The sequence below is a fragment of the Variovorax humicola genome, from assembly GCF_037889915.1.
Classification (GTDB): Bacteria; Pseudomonadota; Gammaproteobacteria; order Burkholderiales; family Burkholderiaceae_C; genus Variovorax; species Variovorax humicola.
Map to the genome: position 1 here is coordinate 61,307 of NZ_JBBKZV010000004.1, position 19,466 is coordinate 80,772.

Here is a 19,466-nt window from a genome sequence, read left to right on the forward strand (position 1 = left end):
CACGAAGTGCCGAGCGTGGGGGCCTCGTGAGCATTGCCAAGGAGACACCGTTATGAACAAGCTCGGAGTCCATGCGCTGGTCTGGGTCGGCGGCTGGAGCCATGACGAATGCGAGCGCGCGATGGCGCAGACGGCCGAGATCGGCTTCGACCTGATCGAGATACCCGCACTCGACCCGTCGTCGATCGACAGCGCCTTCACGCGCAGGATGCTCGACCGCTACAGGCTCGGCACCACGATGTCGCTCGGCCTGGATGACTCCACCGACATATCGAGCGGCGACCCCGGCAAGCAGGCGCGCGGCGAGGCACGCCTGATGCAGGTGCTCGAAGTGGCGCGAGACATCGGCGCCACGCATGTCTGCGGCATCCTCTACTCCGCCTTCCAGAAGTATTTCGAGCCGCCGACACAGGCGGGCATCGCGGGCTCGGTCGAGGTGATGCGGCGCATCGGGGAGCGCGCGGCAAAAGACGGCATCACGATCGGCCTGGAAGTCGTCAACCGCTATGAAAGCAACGTACTCAACACCGCAGCGCAGGCGGTCTCGTATGCGAAACGCGTGGGCCTGCCCAACGTCAGGGTGCACCTCGACACCTATCACATGAACATCGAGGAGGCCGACCTCGAATCGGCGCTGATCGACACCGGCACGATGATGGGCTACTTCCATATCGGCGAATCGGGGCGCGGCTACCTCGGCGCCGGCAACATCGACTTCGACCGAGTGTTCCGTGGGCTGGCCAAGGCGGGCTACGAAGGCCCGATCACCTTCGAGTCTTTCTCGTCGGCGGTAGTCAACAAGCAGTTGCAGGGCATCCTGGGCATCTGGCGCAACCTGTGGGAAGACGGTGCCGATCTGGCGCGGCATGCCAAGGGATTCATCGAGCACGGGATGAAGGCGGCGCGGGAAGCGCATGCGCGGCAGTCATCCGTGTAGTTGAAAGGAGGCCCACGTTTACTGTCTGTGATTCGCACCCATTGCATCCTCAACTTTCAGAAAGACTCCATGAAAACAATGAACGAATGCTGCGGCGCAGACCGCAACGTGGCCGGCAATGGACGGCGGGCGTGGCTCAAGGCCAGCGCCGGCACCGCGGTCGCGATCGCCGGGCTTGGGCTTCGAACGGACGATGCCGAAGCGGCGTCGCTGAGCAAGGCGCAGCGCGATGCATTGACGCCCGACCGCATCATCGACCTGATGAAAAAAGGCAACGCCAGGTTTCGCTCCGGAAAGATGCTTCCGCACGACTACATCGCGCAGAAGCGGTCGAGCGCCGCGGGGCAATACCCGGCCGCGGTCATTCTGAGCTGCATCGACTCGCGCGCGCCGGCCGAGATCGTCATGGACATGGGAATCGGCGACACCTTCAACGCGCGCATCGCCGGCAACATCTCCAACAAGGATGTGATGGGCAGCCTGGAGTTCGCCTGCGCCGTCGAAGGCGCGAAGGTCGTGCTGGTGCTGGGCCACACATCCTGCGGCGCCATCAAGGGCGCCATCGACAAGGTGGAGCTCGGCAACCTGACCGGCCTGCTCGAGGTCATCAAGCCCGCCGTCGAAGGCACGACCTACACGGGCGAGCGGTCGAGCAAGAACGCGCAGTTCGTCGACATGGTGGCGCGCACGAACGTAAAGATGACGATCGACGCGATACGCAGCGGCAGCCCGGTCCTGGCGGACCTGGAGAAGAAGGGCAACATCAAGATCGCCGGGGCGATGTATGACTTGTCCAACGGCCTTGTGACTTTCCTTGGCTGAGCGCGAGCGCGCAATGGCTGTCGCGCGGGTCGTCACTTCGGCGCCGAGAGACGATCGACCATCGCCTTGACAGCCGCCATCTGACCGAGTCCACGCTCGAGTCGGCGCCCGCGAACGGCTTCTGGTCGAACGGCTGCACCACGAAAGACAGCGCCTCGGGCGCCGCCGGCTTCAGCGAACCATCGATGTGCTGCAGCATGGACACCGAAGTGCGCGTCGCGTCGGCTGCAGTGCCGGCAAGCAAGTCGTCGGCGGCGCGAACGGAACTTCAACGGTCGTTGATGCAGACCAGCGCCACGGCATACGCGCTCAACGACAACTTGTGGATGTCGAGCGGCTTCACATTCGCCTCGAATACAGCCGGCTGGGTGGTCGCCTGATCGAAGCTGACCTCGTCGAGCACGATGCCGAACGGATTGACTCCGCGATGTGCAACGCTTACCGACTGCTCCCGCGCAGTCATGTTGGCAAGCCACAGCAGCGTCGCCCCCTCGGTGCGATAGGCGAGGCAGCGAACGCGCGCATCGTTCGAAGACCTGGCGTCCACCAATGCAGCGCCGGCGGCACGCGTCAGCCCCGCTACGACGTGGAACGCCGGATAGACCGCGCTGCGTCCCAACGCATCGAAGTACGGCAGCTTCGAGTCACCGGGCCGATGGATGATGCCCAGCGGCCCGGTCGGCGCACCGAAGCACACGGCCTCGACGCCCGTCGCGGCCAGGCTCGCGGCATAGCCCAGCGTCCATGCCGCTGCGAACAGGCCGCGCTGCCGCGGGTCGCTGTTGACCAGGCAAAGGCGTTCATTGTCCGGGTTGGGCGTGAAGGTCTTGCCATGCGGGTTGTCACGGCAACCGATCGCGCTGGGGCCGATGCGGTAGTCAGTGTCGCCGATGAAACTGCGCGCGGTTTGCACTTGGAACGGCAGCGCATCCAGCGTATCCATCACTGAGCGGTCGTCGGCCGCATGCACGATCGGGCAAGTACTGTTGTGCGCGAAATCCAGCAGTTCGGCTGGCGGTCGCTTGCGGTTGAATTCCGTGAAGAACGAGAACATGCCGCCGCCGAGACGCACGCCCGGAAAGGCCTCCCGCGCAGCGCGGTACAGGTCCGCCAGCGGCGGCGCAGGGGGGCGAATGCCGCCGGGCAGCACGGACTTGAGATCGCCCACGGGGCATACAGCCAGCGCCGACAGCCTGAGTCCCGCATCGCGTACCCACGACGCAATATTGGCAAGCTCGACGTCAAAGGCCACGAGGCTCTTGACCACGACCTCCAGTTCGCATTCCGCGCCGGTCTCTTCGCACAAGCGCCGATAGCCCTGCAATTGCTTGTAGCCATGTCCTTCGCGCCGGTCGAACTGGCAAATCAACAGCCGTGGCGCCACTTGCTTGAGCAGGTCGAGGGAGGCGATGGCCGCGTCGATCTCCCGCGCCGGCATCCCGAGCCCGATCGCGGGCATGCGGTGGCCCGTTGCCTTGCCCAGCACGATCTCGACCGCCTTGTCGTCGCCGCCCTTGCCCTCCCGCGGAGCCGATCCCACCAATGACATGCTGACCGATTGCCGTACCGCCTCTCCCGCCTTGAGCGTGTAGGGCCACGGGCGCGCCAGCGGGCGCACGTAGGTCTTGAACGAGGCGTCGGTCCAGTTGCGGTGGTCCTCCATCTCGAAGGTATCGCCCTCCATTCGCACGATGGCCTTCAGGCCGGGCATCACCTCGTGCGTGAGCGAACGCAGGTCCAGGAAGGGCTGCACCGGATCGACCAGCGCGGGGAACGTCGACGTCTCGACCACGCCATCCGTGTGCTCGACTTCCACCGCATGCCCGGCCACGCCCTTCAACGGATGCAGCACGACAAATCCCGTGCGCGCCGTGAGGAAGTCGGTCGCCGGCGTCGCTGTGCCGGTGAACGACAGGCTGCCGTCGCCGCGACCCTCGATACGCGCCTCGTAGCTGATGGATTGGCTTGCGCGCTGGCAGTCCGCGCGGTAGCGCACGCTGAAGCCGTCGTCGCGCTGCTCGACGACCAGCTTGCTCAGCGTCGGGACGTATGTTCCCCAGTTTTCGTCCCGCACCAGGAAGGCCAGGCCGCGCAATACCTCGATGCCTGCGACACGGAGGTAGCGCAGGTTGCCGTTGTCCAATTCGACCGCGAGCGGGCCGGCGCGCAGGACGCGGCCCACGCCGTCGGGTTGTTCGGTACCGCAGAGCTTGACCGCTCGGGAACTCCGCGCCGGGCGCGAGGGACTGCCAGACTTCATCGCTTCGCCTTTCAGGAAAAACCTGAGGGCGAACCTTGCCAGCTATTGCGCCAGAAATCCACCGTCCACGGGCAGGGTGTGCCCGGTGATCAGGCGTGCCTTGCCCGACGCCAGGAAGACGATTGCCTCCGCCACATCGGCGGGTTCGGCGAGGCAGCGCATCGGTGTCATGTCCAGCACGCGGTTGAGCAGCTCCGCGTTGCTGAACAGGCCGACCGTGAGTTCAGTGCGCACCCATGTCGGCGCCACCGCGTTGACGCGGATGCCGTTCGCGGCCCACTCGACGGCCAGCGCCCGCGTCAGGTTGACGATCGCGCCCTTGGTCGCTTGATAGGACACGTTCGGATAGAGCCCGCCGCCGGACAAGCCCATGATGGACGAGACATTGACGATGGCCCCGCCGCCCGCCGGGAGCATCCGTCGCGCCGCGGCGCGGCTGCACAGGAAGACCGCGGTGAGGTTCACATCCAGCACCGCCTGCCAATGCGAAACGGGCATCTCGATGGTCGGATGGCGCAGCGCGATGCCCGCGTTGTTCACGAGCACGTCGATGCGCCCGTAGCGCGCCATCACCTTGTCGAATGCGGCTTCCACGGCCGACTCGCCAGTAATGTCGACGTTCTCCGCAAGGTGGTCGACGCCTTCCGCAGTCAGCGTGTCGTGGGCAACCGCAAGCGCCTTCTCGTCACGGTCGAACAGGACTGGCGTCGCGCCTGTTTCCACCAGTGCCCGGACGGTGGCCCATCCGATTCCCTTTGCGCCTCCAGTGACGACGGCGACGCGTGAAGGCACTGCAGCATTCATGCTTTGCCGGCTTTCAGAAGATTCATTGGATCACCTCATCGGCGCGAAGCAGCATTTCGCTGGGCATGGCCAGGTTCAGTGCCTTCGCCGACCTGGCGTTGACCACCAGTTCGAACTTTGTCGGCTGCTGGACCGGCAACTCACCGGGTTTTGCACCCTTGAATATCTTGTCGACGTAACCTGCGGCGCGTTTGAATAGGTCGACAAGGTCCGGCCCATACGACAAGAGGCCGCCGGCGTCGACGAACAACCGCGAGTCGAAAATGCTCGGGAGCTGATTGCCGAGCGCAAAGTCGGCAATCAGCTTCGAGTTCGCAAAGCTGATGGGATTGCCCGTCGCATGCATGACATCTGCGCGACCCGCGATCGCTGCGGCAAAGGCCGCCGCGTATTGTTCGGGTTGGCGCACCTCGATCGACAGAATCTCCAACCCGGCCGCGGCCGCGATGGCCTTGAGGTCCGGAAAGGCAAATGCCTCGATCTGGCTGGACGGGTCCCACATGGCGGCGAGGCGCGAAGCCTTCGGTGCCATCTGCTTGAGCAATTCCAGGCGCTTTCCGGAAAGCTGCGGCGCGACGTTGGTGAAGCCCGTGACGTTGCCGCCGGGACGCGCGAGGCTTTCGACCAGACCGATCTTGTCGGGGTATGCGGAGATCGCCATGACGATCGGGATCGTTCCCGTCGCCCGCTTGACCGCCAGGCTGGCCTGGGTGCTCGACGTGACGATCACGTCCGCGCCCAGGGCGACCAGTTCAGCCGCAAGCTCGGGAAACCGCTCGGGTCTTCCCTGCGCGCGCCGCGACTCGATCGCGATGTTGCGGCCTTCTGCATATCCCAGGTCGAGTAGTGCCTGCCGAAACGCATCCCAGCCCGTTCCGTCGACGCTGGCGAGCGTGCCGATGCGCCAGACTTTCGTGCGCGGTTGCGCAAAGGCCATGGAAGGCGGCGCGAGGATGCTTGCCGCGACGCCGCCGATGAACGCTCGCCGATCCGTCATGGACGCACCTCGCGGACAAAGTGGAGGGCCAGTGTACGTCCGCACGCATCACGGCCCAAGAGCGGATGGCATCATCCGCCGCATGAACGCCCTCCCCTCCGCTCGCGATGTCGTGGCCTTCTGGCGCGACGCCGGCCCCAAGCGCTGGTTCGCAAAAGACGCGGCCTTCGACGCCGAGTTCAGGTCGCGCTTCGAGGCCGCACACCATGCTGCCGCCACAGGCGATCTCGATCACTGGGTTCACGATGCCGAAGGCGCGCTGGCCCTCGTGATCCTGTTGGACCAATTGCCGCGCAACGCATGGCGCGGCAGCGGCCACATGTACGCGACCGATGGCAAGGCCCGGTCGGTCGCACTCGCGGCGGTCGTCGCCGGCTTCGACCAGCAGATCGACGACGCGGGAATGCGCGCGTTTTTCTATATGCCGTTCATGCACTCGGAGTCGCTGGACGACCAGCACCGTTGCGTCGCGCTCTGCGCCGCGCTGAACGAAGACCAGGCGCGCTACGCCGTGCACCATCGCGAGATCATCGAACGCTTCGGCCGCTTCCCGCATCGCAATGCGGCGCTGGGGCGAAGCACCACGAATGAGGAGCAGCAGTTCCTCGACGATGGTGGGTTCACTGGCTGACGCCCCGTTCTTGATCGGATCCGGAGACTGAAGCGTCTTCTCGCGACGAGGTCCGGCAAGGGGGCCTGCACGCCTTCACCCGCTGCCGCATCGGCTTTCCGCATCGCCGAACTGCCATCGCATTTTACTTGACACTTAAACTATTCATATCTACTTCAGTCACCGTTGAGAGATTCGGGTGCCGCTTTCAAGGGCGTTCATCCTTCGCAATCGTGTGTATCAAGCGCGCATCCAGTGCGCCAGCAAAGAGTTCTCGAATGTCCATGCGCAAGTTCTCCAGGTTCGTCTCCATCGCAGCTGAGCGCGACCGTGCTTGCAGCCGGCGGAGCCACCGCGGCGCCCGCAGGCAATGCGGTGAAGCCAGCCATCGTTCTCGTTCATGGCGGCTTTGTGGACGGCTCCGGCTGGGAAGGCGTTCACAAGATCCTGAAGAAGGACGGGTACGAGGTGACCGTCGTCCAGAACCCGACGATTTCGCTCGCCGATGATGTGGCGGTCACCAAGCGCGTCATTGCGGCGCAACCGGGACCGGTGGTGCTGGTAGGGCATTCCTACGGAGGCGTCGTGATCACCGAGGCTGGCAACGACGAGAAGGTCGCGGGCCTCGTCTACATTGCCGCATTCGCACCGGACAAGGGCGAGTCGGTCAACTCGCTGATCAAGGACCCGAAGCCGGGCGCGCCCGTGCCGCCGATCCTGCCTCCCCAAGACGGCTTCCTGCTGCTCGACAAGACGAAGTTTGCTGCCTCTTTTGCAGCGGACGTGAAGCCCGAGACCGCCGCGTTCATGGCCAACTCCCAGGTGCCTTGGGGCGTGGATGCACTCGGCGGCGCAGTTTCCCAGCCGGCATGGAGCCGGTTCCGCGGTATCCCTGGCATTTGATGGCGCCCGTTTCATGCGTCGCGGGTCATGCGATCGCGTGGTGGAAAAGGCAGCCGCGGACGCATCCGTTGGGCGCCGCTCGCTGCGCCGATTTCAGTATGTCGTATCCCGGCTCCGCGGCAACCACACCTCGATCGCGCCCGGCGTGCTCTTCAGCGACGGCGGCAACTTCACCACCGTCCATGCCTGGCCGTTCGGCAACGGGGCAGCGAGTCGCAGCACTTCGGTGCAGGGGCGTGCGCTTTCGTCGTGGATGACCATGGTCGGAACCGGATGGCCGCGCGGCGGCGAGCGCCCCGCCCTTTGCGCGGTGCTGAGCAGGTCTTCCGTGGGCGGCACCGAGGCGCCGAGTTCGCGCCAGCGCCAGCGCCATTCGCGGACCTGGTCGCGCATCGCGGGCCCGTAGATCTGCACATAGACGACGGTGCCGGCGCACGCGGCGCTGTTGATCGCGGGCGGCGACGGTTGCGGCCCGGCCGGTGCCTCGGTCCCGGCGGGCGGAGCCACGTAGCCCGGGTCGCCGGGTTGAGGCGCGGGCTTCGTGGCCACGGCGATCGGCGGCTCGCTGGTCAGCATGTCGTGCAGCCATACCACCACAGGCCAGGGCGTCGGCAGCGTGCCGCTGCAGTTCTCCGACGGCGCAGTGAGCCCGGTGTAGTCGCGCGCCCAGTAGCGCGGGGCGCACGGGGGCGCCTGGACGGGTTGCAGGCAGTCGATGCCATTGGCCGGGTCGAGCAGGCGCGCACAGGCCGGCGTGCGCTGCTCCACCGGCTCACGCGTGCAGGCGGCCTTGGCATCGTCGACGATGCGCACCGACAGGCGAAATTTCGCCATGAAGTTGTCGCCGCCGTCGCGGCACAGCAGGTCGCCGGTGCGCAGCAGCTCCGCGGCCAGCAAAGCGGGCGCGTCGCCGCTGGTGCCGGCACCATTTTTCAGCCGCGCCCACAGTTGCGACAGGTCCTTGAAGGCCGCGTTCTCCGACTTCTCGGCTTCGGCTCGTTGGGCCCGCCAGCTGTCGATTCCTTGCCATGCCGCGACGCCAAATGTGGCGGCCGTGCCAAGGCCCACGGTGGCCGTGACGGCACCGGCGCGGATCACGCGCGCCTGCAGCCGGCTCACCGTCGCCACCATAGTGCTGGCGGTGGCGGCGGGGGTCGCACCCCCCGCTGCAGCGCGCGGGCCTGCCGCGGCCTGCGCCGCCTGGCCGTCGTCGGGCATGAACAGGCCCGGGGCGCCGTTCGCCACCATGTCGAGCAGTTCGCCGTCGAGCCGGGTCCCGATCTCGGCACCCAGGCGGAAGTAGCTCTCCCACTGCGCCTCGTCGAAGAACTGGTCGGTGGTCGGTTGCTGCGGAAACAGCGGGTTGGCTGCCTTGAAGTTGACCAGGTCCACCGGCAAAGCGGCCGACACATTGGGCTTGACCAGGATGATCTGCCCCGTCGCACCGCTCGTGTAGCGCACATGGGCCAGCGCAAGGCAAGCCTGGCTGGACGGCGATGCCAGGTCATTCAGCGAGCCGAAAGCTTCGAGCTGCGGGAGATCGGCGCCGGGACGCGGCTTCATGAAGGTGATCTCGGCGTTGAGGTCGATGCGGGCGCGCCGGATGAGGATTTCGAGATCGCAGAAGCGGTAGTCCGGATCCGCGCCGCAGTCGGCAATCACGACCAGCGCGGCCTCTTGCCGCAACAGCGCATAGGCGCCGGTATTCTCGAAATGCCCGCCATCGCTCAGGTACCAGTTGGCCGAACTGCTGCCCGGAAATGCGCCAAAGCATTCGAGCATCAGGAAGCGCGTCTTGGTCAGCAGCTTGGTGCCGCGCACGGCCGCGCCGCGCTGCAGGATGCCGGCCTCGGCGCTGTTCCACCAGTAGCCGAGCCGCAGCCCCGCGAACACGGTGAGCGCGGCAATGCCACGCTTGGTCAGTCGACCGAAGCCGGGTGCGAACGCGGCGCCTGAAATGGCCGACCAAGCGCCCAGCGTCATCGCGCCATCGCCATGCGCCTTCGCCCATTCGGAACCGCCCGCCTGCATCCACCCGAGCGGGCCCACGGTCATCGGCAGGCTCTTGCGGTCGCGATTGAAAAGCTTCTGCTTCGGGTCATGCGTCTGGTTGATGCAGACGTTGACCAGGTGTACCGGCCCACCGTGCTGGTGCGGGCTGTACTTCAGCAGCGAGACGTCGTCCTGCACGTCCACCTCGCCCACCGGTATCTGCGGCGGCAGAAGGCCCGACACTTCATCGGTCGGGCTGGCGCCCAGCCGCCTCGCATTCGCCGCGCCGAGGTAGCCGCGCACGATGCGCGCCTTGTAGAACATGTGCAGCGACGAGATGTTGAGAAACGCAAAGTTCGAACCCGTCAGCGTCGCATACGCACCCAGCACCACGAACATCGCGCACAACCATGCCCAGCCCCGCCAGAACTCCAGGCCCTCGGGCTGGAACACCTGCAGCAGCGTCGCCGCATACACCACCCCGATCCACCAGGCGGCCAGGCAAAAGGCCAGCACCATGCCGAGCACGCTGGCCATGGCCGCCAGCATGCTCTTGCCCACGCTGGGCGCCTCATGCTTTTGCGAGAGCAACACCGGCAGCACCGCGCGCAGCACCGCGGCCACCACCAGCAATCCCGCGCCGTAGGAGGCCCGCATCTGCTGGTTGTCCGCGGCAAGCCACCATGCGGTGCGGTCGAGCAGTCCAAGCACGCCGATCAGCAAGGTGGTGTTGAGCACTCCGGCCAGCGCCTCGGTCAGCTCATTGCGCTGTTGCGCGGCCGTGCGTTGTCGGCTGCGATGCATCACCCACAACAGCGCGACGATCCAGCACAGCGCAAAGCCGACGAACGCGGCCGACAGCCATGCCGGCCCACCGGCATAGGTCACAAGCATGGGTCCGAGGGTGCAGGCGCCGACGATCAACGCGCACCACATTCCCACCTGCACCAGCAGGAACTTCAGCGAAGGCTTGTCGCGCACCGACCAATACGCGCACGACAACACGATCGATGCAAGGAACGGCCCCGCCGCCGCGAACCAGAGCGTCGGCAACTGCGTGGCGCCTTTCACCAGCAGGCCGATCGCTGCCTGCGCGGTGGTCGGCTGCGTGTTGTTGAGGTCGACCGCGCGAAAAACAGCGTCCCACATCAACAGGTTGCTCGCGGCCAGCGCCATGCCGACCAGGCAGGCCGCGATCGCCAGCTCGATGTGCGTGCCCAGCAGGTTGCGCAGGTAGAGCGCGGCGGCGAACAGCGTGTCGCGCATGCCGCCGGGTATGAGGTAGCGGCCATTGGCCCGCAGCCACCAGCCGAAGCGCGCACGGTCGACATCGCCGAAGGCGCGCTCGATGTCGCGCACTTCGTCGGCCGATTTCGCATCGGTGCACAGGCGGCCCAGCGTCGCACCGACGTAGCCGCCACCGGAAACCGTCGACACCATGTCGAACTTCAGCAACTGCCGGTGTGCGGCCAGGGACTTGATCAGTCCCAGGCAAAAAGTAGCGCTGCGGATGCCACCACCCGACAGCGCCAAACCCCAGGCGCGATGACCATCGTCCGCGCCATGCAATGCCTCGCGCCGTGTCTTGACAAGCTCACGCAGCGTCTCGTCCATCCGGTTCCTCGGTGTGGAGTCTTGACTATTTCACTGTGAATCGAGCGCGACAATTTGACATACGGCCTATTGCGCATTTCGCTGGATCGCCAGGCATAGTGCTAATGCGACTTCGCATTCAAAAGATAAGCGGCCTTTTGTTTGTTGGTCCGTTGAGTGCGCCCTGCCGCAATGGTGCCTGCGGGCTTGGAGTGGCGCGCCGGTGGATTGGACCCAGGTGATTCCGACGTTGGATGCCGCACACCGGTTCCAGCCGCGGCAGGTGGCCTCTGGCGCGGGCTATTTCCGGGGCGACGAGGAGCGCAGGGCGCGGGGCGGCGCGCGTGCCGAAGGACACGCGCGCTTCGTGGTCTAGCTCGGTGTGACTGTTTGAACGCGGTGAGCGAAGCGAAAGCAGTGAGTTCCGCGCCGCCGCCCCGCGCCCGAGCACCGCAACGAAGTCGATGCGCAGCAACGACCGGCCCGGTAGGATCCCGAGCCAGTGATGTTGCCCCTGGAATCCGTATCCCATAGCCGAGCTCATGAGTTGGCTTGCCGTGGTTGATTGGCAAACCAGTTTTGCTCGAACTGCATCGGGCTGACGTAGGCCAGCGTCGAGTGAAGTCGAGTGCGGTTGTTGAAACGACGCTTGCCACGGGCGCGAATGCCGTGGCGTTGCATCAGCTTTTGCTCGCCCAATTCGTGATCGATGCGCTGCGCATGGCGTGGTTCAAGCGTCATCCTGACAAGCAGTCCAGGCTGATCTTCCACAGCGACCGTGGCAGCCAGTACGCCAGCCATGATTTCAGGAGGGTGCTTGGCGAGTACGGCATCACCAGTTCGATGAGTCGCCAGGGCAACTGCTGGGACAGCGCCTGCAGGGAGATTCTGTTCGGGTCACTGAAAGTCGAGCGGCTGCACGGACAAGGCTTCAAGACTAGACGCGAGGCCAAGGACGAAACCGTCGCCTGGGGCCCACGCGGATGCCGCGGGTCAGCACTTCCTTCCAGATGCGCGGCCAGCCGTGGCCGCCACGGGTCTCGGCATGGATGGCCTTGATGTGAACCAGCAAGGCATCGTCGATCAGATGGCGGCGCTGCGCGCCGCTGGCTTTGCGCACGAAGTGCTCGTGGTATCCCGTCATACTGATTTGCAGCACCCGGCATTGCACCGAGATCGGCCACACACGTCGGTGGCGTTGGACATAGGCGTACTTCAACTGCGCTTTCGCGAAGTACGCCGTCGCTTCTTCCAGGATGTCGCGCTCCATCTTCACGCGCGCCAGTTCGGCACGCAGCCGACTGATCTCCATCTGCTCGGCACTCACCGCCTTGCTGTCAGCCCCGGTGAGCTTGCCTTGGCGCTGTGTCTTGACCCAGTTGAACAGGGTCTGCTCGACCACAAAACGTGCGCGCCGCCGCCGCGATGCTCTGGCCACCTTCGACCCGCCGCACGGCCTCCTTCTTGAACTCCAGCGTGTAGCGCGCTCTCGTCGCCTTCGTCATGTCCGTTCTCCTTGCTTGCATTGAAACTCTCAGCAAGGGATACGTTTTTCGGGGGCAAGGTCAATCGGGTGGTGATAGGTCTTCTCGATTTGCTCGACCGAGGTGCCGGCCATCTTCGCGATGGTCATGGGCGCCACGCCCGCGGTGATGAGGTCCGGTCTCTTCGTCCATCGAAAAGGGTTGAACATGGCGCTGGCCGGTATCCGTAACGGTATCCGTAAGGCGGGATAAAAAGATGGAATCGACCCGCGCCTTGCTGAGCACGAAAAATCGGTTTTTCATTGGGGAATTCCGAAAATCCGTTTGCAGCGGAACGCAAGGTTATGAGCGTCCTAGCCCCCGGCAGGGGGTAGAAGGAGCGCACGAAATGCGCGGAGCCTGGGGGGCGAGCAATAGGCCAAATACAATGTGCGGATGTTCACCGGAATCATCACCGGCGTGGGGCGCATCGCCGCCATCCACGACCTCGGCAGCTCTTCTTCCCACGGCAAGCGACTCAGCATCGCCGCGCCTGACGGCTATCTCGACGACGTGGGGCTCGGTGACAGCATTGCGCTCAACGGCGCCTGCATGACCGTCACCACCCTGGACCCCGCCGACAAGCAGTTCACCATCGACATCTCCGCCGAGTCGCTCGACAAGACGGCCGGCCTGACCGAACCCGGCGCGCGCATCAACCTCGAAAAGGCGCTGCGCGCCAGTGACCGCCTGGGCGGACACATCGTATCGGGCCACGTCGATGGCATCGGCACTGTGAGCCGCTTTGCGCCGGTCGGCGAGAGCTGGGAACTGCGCATCGTCGCGCCTCCTGCCCTCGCTCGCTTCCTCGCCTACAAGGGTTCGATCACGGTCAACGGCGTGAGCCTGACGGTCAACACCGTGACCGACGGCCCTCAGGGCAGCGAGATCAGCATCAACCTGATCCCGCACACCGTGGAAAACACGTCGCTGGGCGGCCTGCTCGACGGCAGCCGCGTGAACCTCGAAATCGATACCGTGGCCCGCTATGTGGAGCGCATGCTCCAGGCCGGCGCCATCCCCCTCCCCACCTCCGAGACAAAGAAATCATGAACGCCTCCGTCACGCCGATAGGCGCGCCTGCCAACGGGCGAACGCCTGCCCCCATTTCCCCGGTCGAAGACATCGTGGCCGACCTGCGCGCCGGCCGCATGGTCATCCTGGTCGACGAGGAAGACCGCGAGAACGAAGGCGACATCGTCATCGCGGCCGACCACGTCACGCCGGAGGCCATCAATTTCATGGCCCGCCATGCACGCGGCCTGATCTGCCTGACCCTGTCGCGCGAAATGTGCGAGCGCCTGAACCTGCCGCCGATGGTTGCGCGCAACGGCGCCAAGCATTCGACGGCGTTCACCGTGTCGATCGAGGCGGCCGAAGGCGTCACCACGGGCATCTCCGCCGCTGACCGCGCACGCACGGTGCAGGCCGCCGTGGCACGCGATGCCGTGGCGACTGACCTCGTGCAACCGGGCCACATCTTTCCGCTGCAGGCGGTGGATGGCGGCGTGCTGATGCGCGCCGGCCATACCGAAGCGGGCTGCGATCTCTCGGCCATGGCAGGCTGCTCGCCCGCCTCGGTGATCTGCGAGGTGATGAATGAAGACGGCACCATGGCGCGCCTGCCCGACCTGCAGGTCTTTGCGGCCGAACACGGCCTGAAGATCGGCACCATCGCCGCCCTGATCGAACACCGCGCACAGACCGAGACGCTGATCGAAAAAGTCGGCAGCCGCGACATCAACACCTCCTGGGGCACATTCACCGCGCACGCGTTCAGGGACAAGCCGAGCAACGGCGTGCACCTGGCCTTGGTGCGCGGCGCATGGGCGGCGGACGACGCGGTGCCGGTGCGCGTGCACGAGCCGCTGTCGGTGCTCGACGCGCTCGAAGTCAATCGCTCGCTGCATTCCTGGAGCCTCGATGCCAGCCTGGCGCACATTGCGTCCGAGGGCAAGGGCGTGGCGGTACTGCTCAATTGCGGCGAGTCGGCCACCGAGCTGCTGAGCCAGTTCGACGGCACCGCACGCCCGGCGCAGGCGCCCGAGCGCGGCCGCATGGACCTGCGCAACTACGGCGTCGGTGCGCAGATCCTGCGCGACTGCGGCGTGCACAAGATGAACCTCATGGCGAACCCGCGCCGCATGCCGAGCATGACGCCCGGCTACGGCCTCGAGATCGTCGGCTACACCCACAAGGACTGCTGAAGATGCTGAACGCGAACAAGGGCGCCTCGGGCGCGCTCGATGGCAAGGGCTTGCGCATCGGCATCGTGCAGGCGCGCTTCAACGACGACATCACCGGCGCGCTGGCCACGGCCTGCCTGGCCGAACTGTCCTCGCTCGGCGTGTCCGACAGCGACATCGACCATGTCTTCGTGCCCGGCGCGCTCGAAGTGCCGATGGCCCTGCAGGCGTTCGCCGAGCGCGGCGGCTACCACGCGCTGATCGCGCTGGGCTGCATCATCCGCGGCGAGACCTATCACTTCGAGCTGGTGGCCAACGAGTCGGGCGCAGGCGTGAGCCGCGTGGCGCTCGACTACCGCGTTCCGGTCGCCAACGCGATCATCACCACCGAGAACCTCGCGCAAGCCGTGGCCCGACAGACCGACAAGGGCCGCGATGCGGCGCGCGTGGCTGTCGAGATGGCGCAACTGCTCGCGCAACTGTCATGACCGAACCCACCCCCAGCAAGAACAAGCCGCCACGGAAATCACCTACCGGCCTGACCAGCACCGGCGCACGCAAGGCGTCGGCCAAGTCCAACCGCAGCCGCGCACGCGAATTCGCATTGCAGGCGCTGTACCAGCACCTGGTCGGGCGCAATGACGCGACCGCGATCGACCACTTCACGCGCGACCTGGCGGGCTTTCACAAGGCCGACGCCGCGCATTACGACGCGCTGCTGCACGGCTCGATCGAGCAGGCGTCGGAGATGGACGCGCTGATCGTTCCGCTGCTGGACCGCAAGATGGAAGAGATCTCGCCGATCGAACACGCGGTGCTGTGGATCGGCGTCTACGAGTTCCAGCATTGCCTCGACGTGCCGTGGCGCGTGGTGCTCAACGAATGCGTGGAACTGACCAAGGAGTTTGGCGGGACGGACGGGCACAAGTATGTGAATGCCGTGCTCAACGGGCTGGCGCCAAAGCTGCGCACCGCGGAGGTCGAGGCCGATCGGGCCAAGGGAAAGACCCGATGAGGGTCTCGGCGCGCGCTGAGCGCATCGAACCGTTCTACGTGATGGAGGTGGCCAAGGCCGCCAGCGCGCTTGCGCGCGAGGTGGCCAACACCGATCGGCCGATGATCTTCCTGAACATCGGCGAACCCGACTTCACCGCGCCGCCGTTGGTGCAGGAGGCAGCCATGCGGGCCGTGCGCAGCGGCGCCACGCATTACACGCATGCCGTCGGGCTGGACGCCCTGCGCGGGCGCATCAGCGACTGGTACGCCCAGCGCTTCGGCGTCGACGTGCCGGCGCGCCGCATCGTGGTGACGGCCGGCGCCTCCGCCGCACTTCAACTGGCCTGCCTGGCGCTGATCGAGGCCGGCGACGAGATGCTGCTGCCGGACCCGAGCTACCCCTGCAATCGCCACTTCGTCAGCGCGGCGGAAGGCAAGGCGGTGCTGGTGCCGACCACCGCGGCAGAGCGCTTCCAGCTCAGCGCGGCCAAGGTCGAGGCGGCGTGGACCGACAAGACGCGCGGCGTGTTGCTTGCTTCGCCCTCCAATCCGACGGGCACGTCGATAGCGCCGGATGAACTGCGCCGCATCCACGAGGTGGTGACGAAGCGCGGCGGCATCACGCTGATCGACGAAATCTACCTGGGCCTCTCCTACGACGACGCTTTCGGCCAGACCGCATTGGCCATCGACGACGACGTCATCAGCATCAACAGCTTCAGCAAGTACTTCAACATGACGGGCTGGCGACTCGGCTGGCTGGTCGTGCCCGAGGCGCTGGTGCCCGTGATCGAACGCCTTGCGCAGAACTTGTTCATCTGCGCCAGCACGGTGTCGCAGTACGCGGCGCTGGCCTGCTTCGAGCCCGAGAGCATTGCCGAGTACGAACGCCGGCGCGCCGAGTTCAAGGCACGGCGCGACTGGTTCATTCCGCAGTTGAACGCCCTGGGCTTGACGGTGCCCGTCGTGCCGGACGGCGCTTTCTACGCTTGGGCCGATTGCAGTTCGCTCGCCAGAAAGCTTGGCATCGACGGGAGCTGGGACTTCGCCTTCGAGGCGATGAAGCGCGCACACGTCGCGGTCACGCCGGGTCGTGATTTCGGCACGGCCGAGACGGCGAACTATGTGCGTTTCTCGACTGCGAGTTCGATGGCGCATCTTCAAGAGGCCATCGAGCGGCTGAAGGTATTGGCCGCATGAGTTTTCAGTTTCCCATTCGCGTGTATTGGGAAGACACCGATGCGGGCGGCATCGTGTTCTATGCCAACTACCTGAAGTTCATGGAGCGTGCGCGCACCGAATGGCTGCGCTCGCTCGGTATCGAACAGCGCAAGTTGCGCGAGGAAACGGGCTGCCAGTTCGTCGTCAGCGAAACGCAGATCAAGTACCACCTGCCCTCCCGCCTCGACGACGAACTCCTGGTTACAGCCGATGTTCAACAAATCGGCTCGGCGTCATTGATAATCGGCCAGCGCGTGCTATCAAAAACAGAGCACGGCAAGCTGCTCTGCGAAGGCACGATCCGCATCGGTTGGGTCGACGCCACCACCTTGCGGCCCGCGCGCATTCCGGCCCGGGTGACGGGAACCCTCCGCGCTCCAGCGGCTCCATGTTTCAACGAATCTCCGGGCGACCTTCGCGAATAAGCAGCCGGGGGACCTCACATAACTTCAAGCCATGAATCAAGACCTCTCGATATTCGCCCTCCTGATCCATGCCAGCCTGCCGGTGCAGTTGGTCGTCTTGCTGCTGATCGTCGTGTCGGTCGCAAGCTGGGCCGCCATCTTCCGCAAGTACTTTTCGCTGAAGCGCACGCGCGCGCTCAACGATGAGTTCGAGCGCGAGTTCTGGTCGGGCACCAGCCTCAACGAACTCTTTGCCGCCGCCGCGCAGAATGCCAAGCTCGCCGGCCCGATGGAACGCATCTTTGCCAGCGGCATGCGCGAATACCAGAAGCTGCGCGAGCGCAACATCATCGATGCCGGCACCTTGCTCGACGGCGCACGACGCGCGATGCGCGCAAGCTTCCAGCGCGAGCTCGATGCGGTGGAGCAGAACCTTTCGTTCCTGGCCACAGTCGGTTCGGTGTCGCCCTACGTGGGCCTGTTCGGCACGGTGTGGGGGATCATGCATGCGTTCACCGGCCTCGCCGCGCTGGCGCAGGTGACGCTTTCGACAGTCGCGCCCGGCATCGCCGAAGCGCTGGTGGCCACGGCCATCGGCCTGTTCGCCGCCATCCCGGCGGTGGTGGCCTACAACCGCTTCGCGCGCGAGATCGACAAGATCGCGATCGCCCTCGAAACCTACATCGAGGAGTTCTCGAACATCCTGCAGCGCAACCTGTCGGCCAACGTCGCTGCGGCGACGAACCGGTAAACGGAGCCGCACGCCATGCCCGCCATGTCATCCCGCGGCCGCGGCCGCCGCACGATCAACGAGATCAACATGGTCCCGTTCATCGACGTGATGCTGGTGCTGCTGATCATCTTCATGGTCACGGCCCCGCTCATCACGCCGAGCGTGATCAACCTGCCGAGCGTCGACAGGGCCAACAAGCAGCCCGACAAGCCGATCGAGATCGTCATCAAGAGCGACGACGAGATCATGATCAAGAAGGATCCGTCGATGGGCACCGGCGGAACGTCGCTGCCGATGACGCAGATCGGGAAGGCCGCGAAGGATGCACAAGGCGACAACGACCAGCGCCCGGTGGTCATCAGCGCCGACAAGTCGGTCAAGTACGAAACCGTCGTCAAGGCGATGAACCAGTTGAAGCGCGGCGGCATCGAACGCGTCGGCCTCTCCGTGACGACCACGGGCGGCAAGTAACGCATGTCACTGGCCGCCGACCGCCCCGAATTTGCGCCGCCGCCGCAGCGCGGCACGCCGCGCGCGCTGGCGCTCGCGCTGATTGCCCACGCGCTGCTGATCGCTGCGCTGACCTGGGGCGTGCACTGGAAGCGTGAAGCCGACGACGCTGCGATCGAGGCCGAACTCTGGTCGTCGACGGTGCAGCAGGCCGCGCCACGACCCGTGCCGCCGCCAGCGCCCGTGCCTCCGCCGCCCCCTCCCGCACCCACGCCGGCACCCCAGCCGCCACCTCCGCCACCGCCGCCGGCGGTAAAGCCGCCGGAGCCCGCACCACGTCCGCCGGACATCGCGCTGGAGCGAGAGAAGAAGCTCAAGGAGCAGAAGGAGCGGGAGCGCCAGGAAGCGGCCGAGGACGAGCGCCAGGAAAAACTCAAGCGCGAACAGCTTGCCGCGAAGAAAGCGCAGGAGCAGAAGGACCGCGACGCAAAGCAGCGCGCCGAACAGGAAGCCCAGCGCAAGAAAGACGAACAGCAGCAAAAACTCGCCGAACAGAAGAAGCGCGAAGACGCGGAAGCGAAGAAGGCAGAGGCGGCCAAGCAGGCTGCTGCCGACGCGGCAAAGCAGGCAGCGGCCGAGCGCGCGGCCACGCTCAAGCGGATGCAGGCCATGGCCGGGATATCGGGGTCCGACGATCAAACATCGGCGCCGCGCAAGGGAAAGGGCAGCGGCGCAGGCAGTGGCCCATCGGCAAGCTACAACGGCAAGGTGCAGCAGGCCGTCCGGCCCAATATCACCTACGCGGATGCCGACCTGGTCAATGGCAACCCCGGTGTCGAGATCGAAGTGCGTACTGCGCCCGACGGATCGATCATCGGCACCCCGCGCATCCTCAAGTCGAGCGGCGTGCCCTCATGGGACGAGGCCGCCCAGCGCGCCATCATCAAGACGGATCGGATGCCGAGGGACATCGACGGCACGGTACCAACGCCGATGATCGTTGTGCTGCGGCCGAAAGGCTGACGCTCCGTCATG

Annotated in this window: 19 protein-coding genes and 2 pseudogenes; 14 read left to right on the forward strand and 7 right to left on the reverse strand. The window is 65.7% G+C overall.

Annotation, left to right across the window (positions count from 1 at the left end):
• Positions 1-52: 52 nt before the first annotated feature.
• Together WKW80_RS08995 and WKW80_RS09000 are read left to right on the forward strand one after the other, a co-directional pair.
• Positions 53-937: a sugar phosphate isomerase/epimerase family protein gene (locus tag WKW80_RS08995; protein ID WP_340363228.1), complete on the forward strand. Its 885-nt coding sequence runs from the start codon at positions 53-55 to the stop codon at positions 935-937.
• 69 nt (positions 938-1,006) lie between these two features.
• Entirely contained in the window at positions 1,007-1,759 is a 753-nt protein-coding gene (locus WKW80_RS09000) for a carbonic anhydrase family protein (RefSeq protein WP_340363229.1), read from the forward strand.
• Between the two features lie 268 nt (positions 1,760-2,027).
• Here WKW80_RS09000 and WKW80_RS09005 read toward each other — a convergent pair whose 3' ends face one another.
• The 3 genes from WKW80_RS09005 to WKW80_RS09015 are packed head-to-tail and all read right to left on the reverse strand — an operon-like array spanning position 2,028 to position 5,820.
• Positions 2,028-4,019, reverse strand: a complete 1,992-nt coding sequence (locus tag WKW80_RS09005) for a D-apionate lactonase family protein (protein ID WP_340363230.1) — start codon at positions 4,017-4,019, stop codon at positions 2,028-2,030.
• A 42-nt stretch (positions 4,020-4,061) separates the two neighbouring features.
• On the reverse strand, positions 4,062-4,823 hold the full coding sequence (locus tag WKW80_RS09010) for an SDR family NAD(P)-dependent oxidoreductase (protein WP_340363231.1): 762 nt from the start codon (positions 4,821-4,823) through the stop codon (positions 4,062-4,064).
• 22 nt (positions 4,824-4,845) lie between these two features.
• On the reverse strand, positions 4,846-5,820 hold the full coding sequence (locus WKW80_RS09015; RefSeq protein ID WP_340363232.1) for an ABC transporter substrate-binding protein: 975 nt from the start codon (positions 5,818-5,820) through the stop codon (positions 4,846-4,848).
• An 82-nt stretch (positions 5,821-5,902) separates the two neighbouring features.
• Between WKW80_RS09015 and WKW80_RS09020 the strand changes: the two genes are divergently transcribed.
• Entirely contained in the window at positions 5,903-6,451 is a 549-nt protein-coding gene (locus tag WKW80_RS09020; protein ID WP_340363233.1) for a DUF924 family protein, read from the forward strand.
• Between the two features lie 354 nt (positions 6,452-6,805).
• The gene (locus WKW80_RS09025) at positions 6,806-7,333 is read left to right on the forward strand and encodes an alpha/beta fold hydrolase (protein WP_340363234.1); all 528 of its coding nucleotides are present in this window, start codon (positions 6,806-6,808) and stop codon (positions 7,331-7,333) included.
• Between the two features lie 93 nt (positions 7,334-7,426).
• Here the strand turns inward: WKW80_RS09025 and WKW80_RS09030 are convergent, their stop codons facing one another.
• Positions 7,427-10,939: a patatin-like phospholipase family protein gene (locus WKW80_RS09030; RefSeq protein ID WP_340363235.1), complete on the reverse strand. Its 3,513-nt coding sequence runs from the start codon at positions 10,937-10,939 to the stop codon at positions 7,427-7,429.
• A 519-nt stretch (positions 10,940-11,458) separates the two neighbouring features.
• Positions 11,459-11,719, reverse strand: coding sequence for a hypothetical protein (locus tag WKW80_RS09035; protein ID WP_340363524.1), 261 nt, complete (start codon positions 11,717-11,719; stop codon positions 11,459-11,461).
• Here WKW80_RS09035 and WKW80_RS09040 point away from each other — a divergent pair.
• Positions 11,615-11,890 (forward strand): annotated as a pseudogene (locus WKW80_RS09040) (DDE-type integrase/transposase/recombinase); the annotation flags it as partial. The gene WKW80_RS09035 and the pseudogene WKW80_RS09040 sit on opposite strands and share 105 nt — an antisense overlap.
• Here WKW80_RS09040 and WKW80_RS09045 read toward each other — a convergent pair.
• Positions 11,883-12,423, reverse strand: a pseudogene (locus tag WKW80_RS09045) (transposase); the annotation flags it as partial. The pseudogenes WKW80_RS09040 and WKW80_RS09045 overlap by 8 nt on opposite strands.
• Positions 12,424-12,483: 60 nt before the next feature.
• The gene (locus tag WKW80_RS09050; RefSeq protein ID WP_340363236.1) at positions 12,484-12,705 is read right to left on the reverse strand and encodes a hypothetical protein; all 222 of its coding nucleotides are present in this window, start codon (positions 12,703-12,705) and stop codon (positions 12,484-12,486) included.
• Between the two features lie 132 nt (positions 12,706-12,837).
• On the opposite strand from WKW80_RS09050, the gene WKW80_RS09055 reads away from it, so the two are divergent.
• Genes WKW80_RS09055 through tolA form a run of 9 tightly spaced genes read left to right on the forward strand, consistent with a single transcriptional unit; the run spans position 12,838 to position 19,454 of the window.
• Positions 12,838-13,494 carry a riboflavin synthase gene (locus WKW80_RS09055; RefSeq protein ID WP_340363237.1) on the forward strand — a complete coding sequence of 219 codons (657 nt, stop codon included), beginning with the start codon at positions 12,838-12,840 and terminating at the stop codon, positions 13,492-13,494.
• Entirely contained in the window at positions 13,491-14,648 is a 1,158-nt protein-coding gene (gene ribBA / locus WKW80_RS09060; RefSeq protein ID WP_340363238.1) for a bifunctional 3,4-dihydroxy-2-butanone-4-phosphate synthase/GTP cyclohydrolase II, read from the forward strand. Before WKW80_RS09055 ends, ribBA begins: the two co-directional genes overlap by 4 nt.
• Before the next feature lie 2 nt (positions 14,649-14,650).
• Entirely contained in the window at positions 14,651-15,115 is a 465-nt protein-coding gene (gene ribH / locus WKW80_RS09065; RefSeq protein ID WP_340363239.1) for a 6,7-dimethyl-8-ribityllumazine synthase, read from the forward strand.
• Complete coding sequence (gene nusB, locus WKW80_RS09070) at positions 15,112-15,642, forward strand: transcription antitermination factor NusB (protein WP_340363240.1); 531 nt, start codon at positions 15,112-15,114, stop codon at positions 15,640-15,642. The genes ribH and nusB overlap by 4 nt, the downstream gene beginning before the upstream one ends.
• Complete coding sequence (locus tag WKW80_RS09075) at positions 15,639-16,823, forward strand: pyridoxal phosphate-dependent aminotransferase (RefSeq protein WP_340363241.1); 1,185 nt, start codon at positions 15,639-15,641, stop codon at positions 16,821-16,823. The genes nusB and WKW80_RS09075 overlap by 4 nt, the downstream gene beginning before the upstream one ends.
• Entirely contained in the window at positions 16,820-17,269 is a 450-nt protein-coding gene (ybgC, locus tag WKW80_RS09080) for a tol-pal system-associated acyl-CoA thioesterase (RefSeq protein WP_340363242.1), read from the forward strand. The genes WKW80_RS09075 and ybgC overlap by 4 nt, the downstream gene beginning before the upstream one ends.
• A gap of 31 nt (positions 17,270-17,300) precedes the next feature.
• Positions 17,301-17,999, forward strand: a complete 699-nt coding sequence (tolQ, locus tag WKW80_RS09085; protein WP_340363243.1) for a protein TolQ — start codon at positions 17,301-17,303, stop codon at positions 17,997-17,999.
• Positions 18,000-18,014: 15 nt separating this feature from the next.
• Positions 18,015-18,452, forward strand: coding sequence for an ExbD/TolR family protein (locus WKW80_RS09090; protein WP_340363244.1), 438 nt, complete (start codon positions 18,015-18,017; stop codon positions 18,450-18,452).
• Between the two features lie 3 nt (positions 18,453-18,455).
• The gene (tolA, locus tag WKW80_RS09095; protein WP_340363245.1) at positions 18,456-19,454 is read left to right on the forward strand and encodes a cell envelope integrity protein TolA; all 999 of its coding nucleotides are present in this window, start codon (positions 18,456-18,458) and stop codon (positions 19,452-19,454) included.
• Positions 19,455-19,466: the final 12 nt, after the last annotated feature.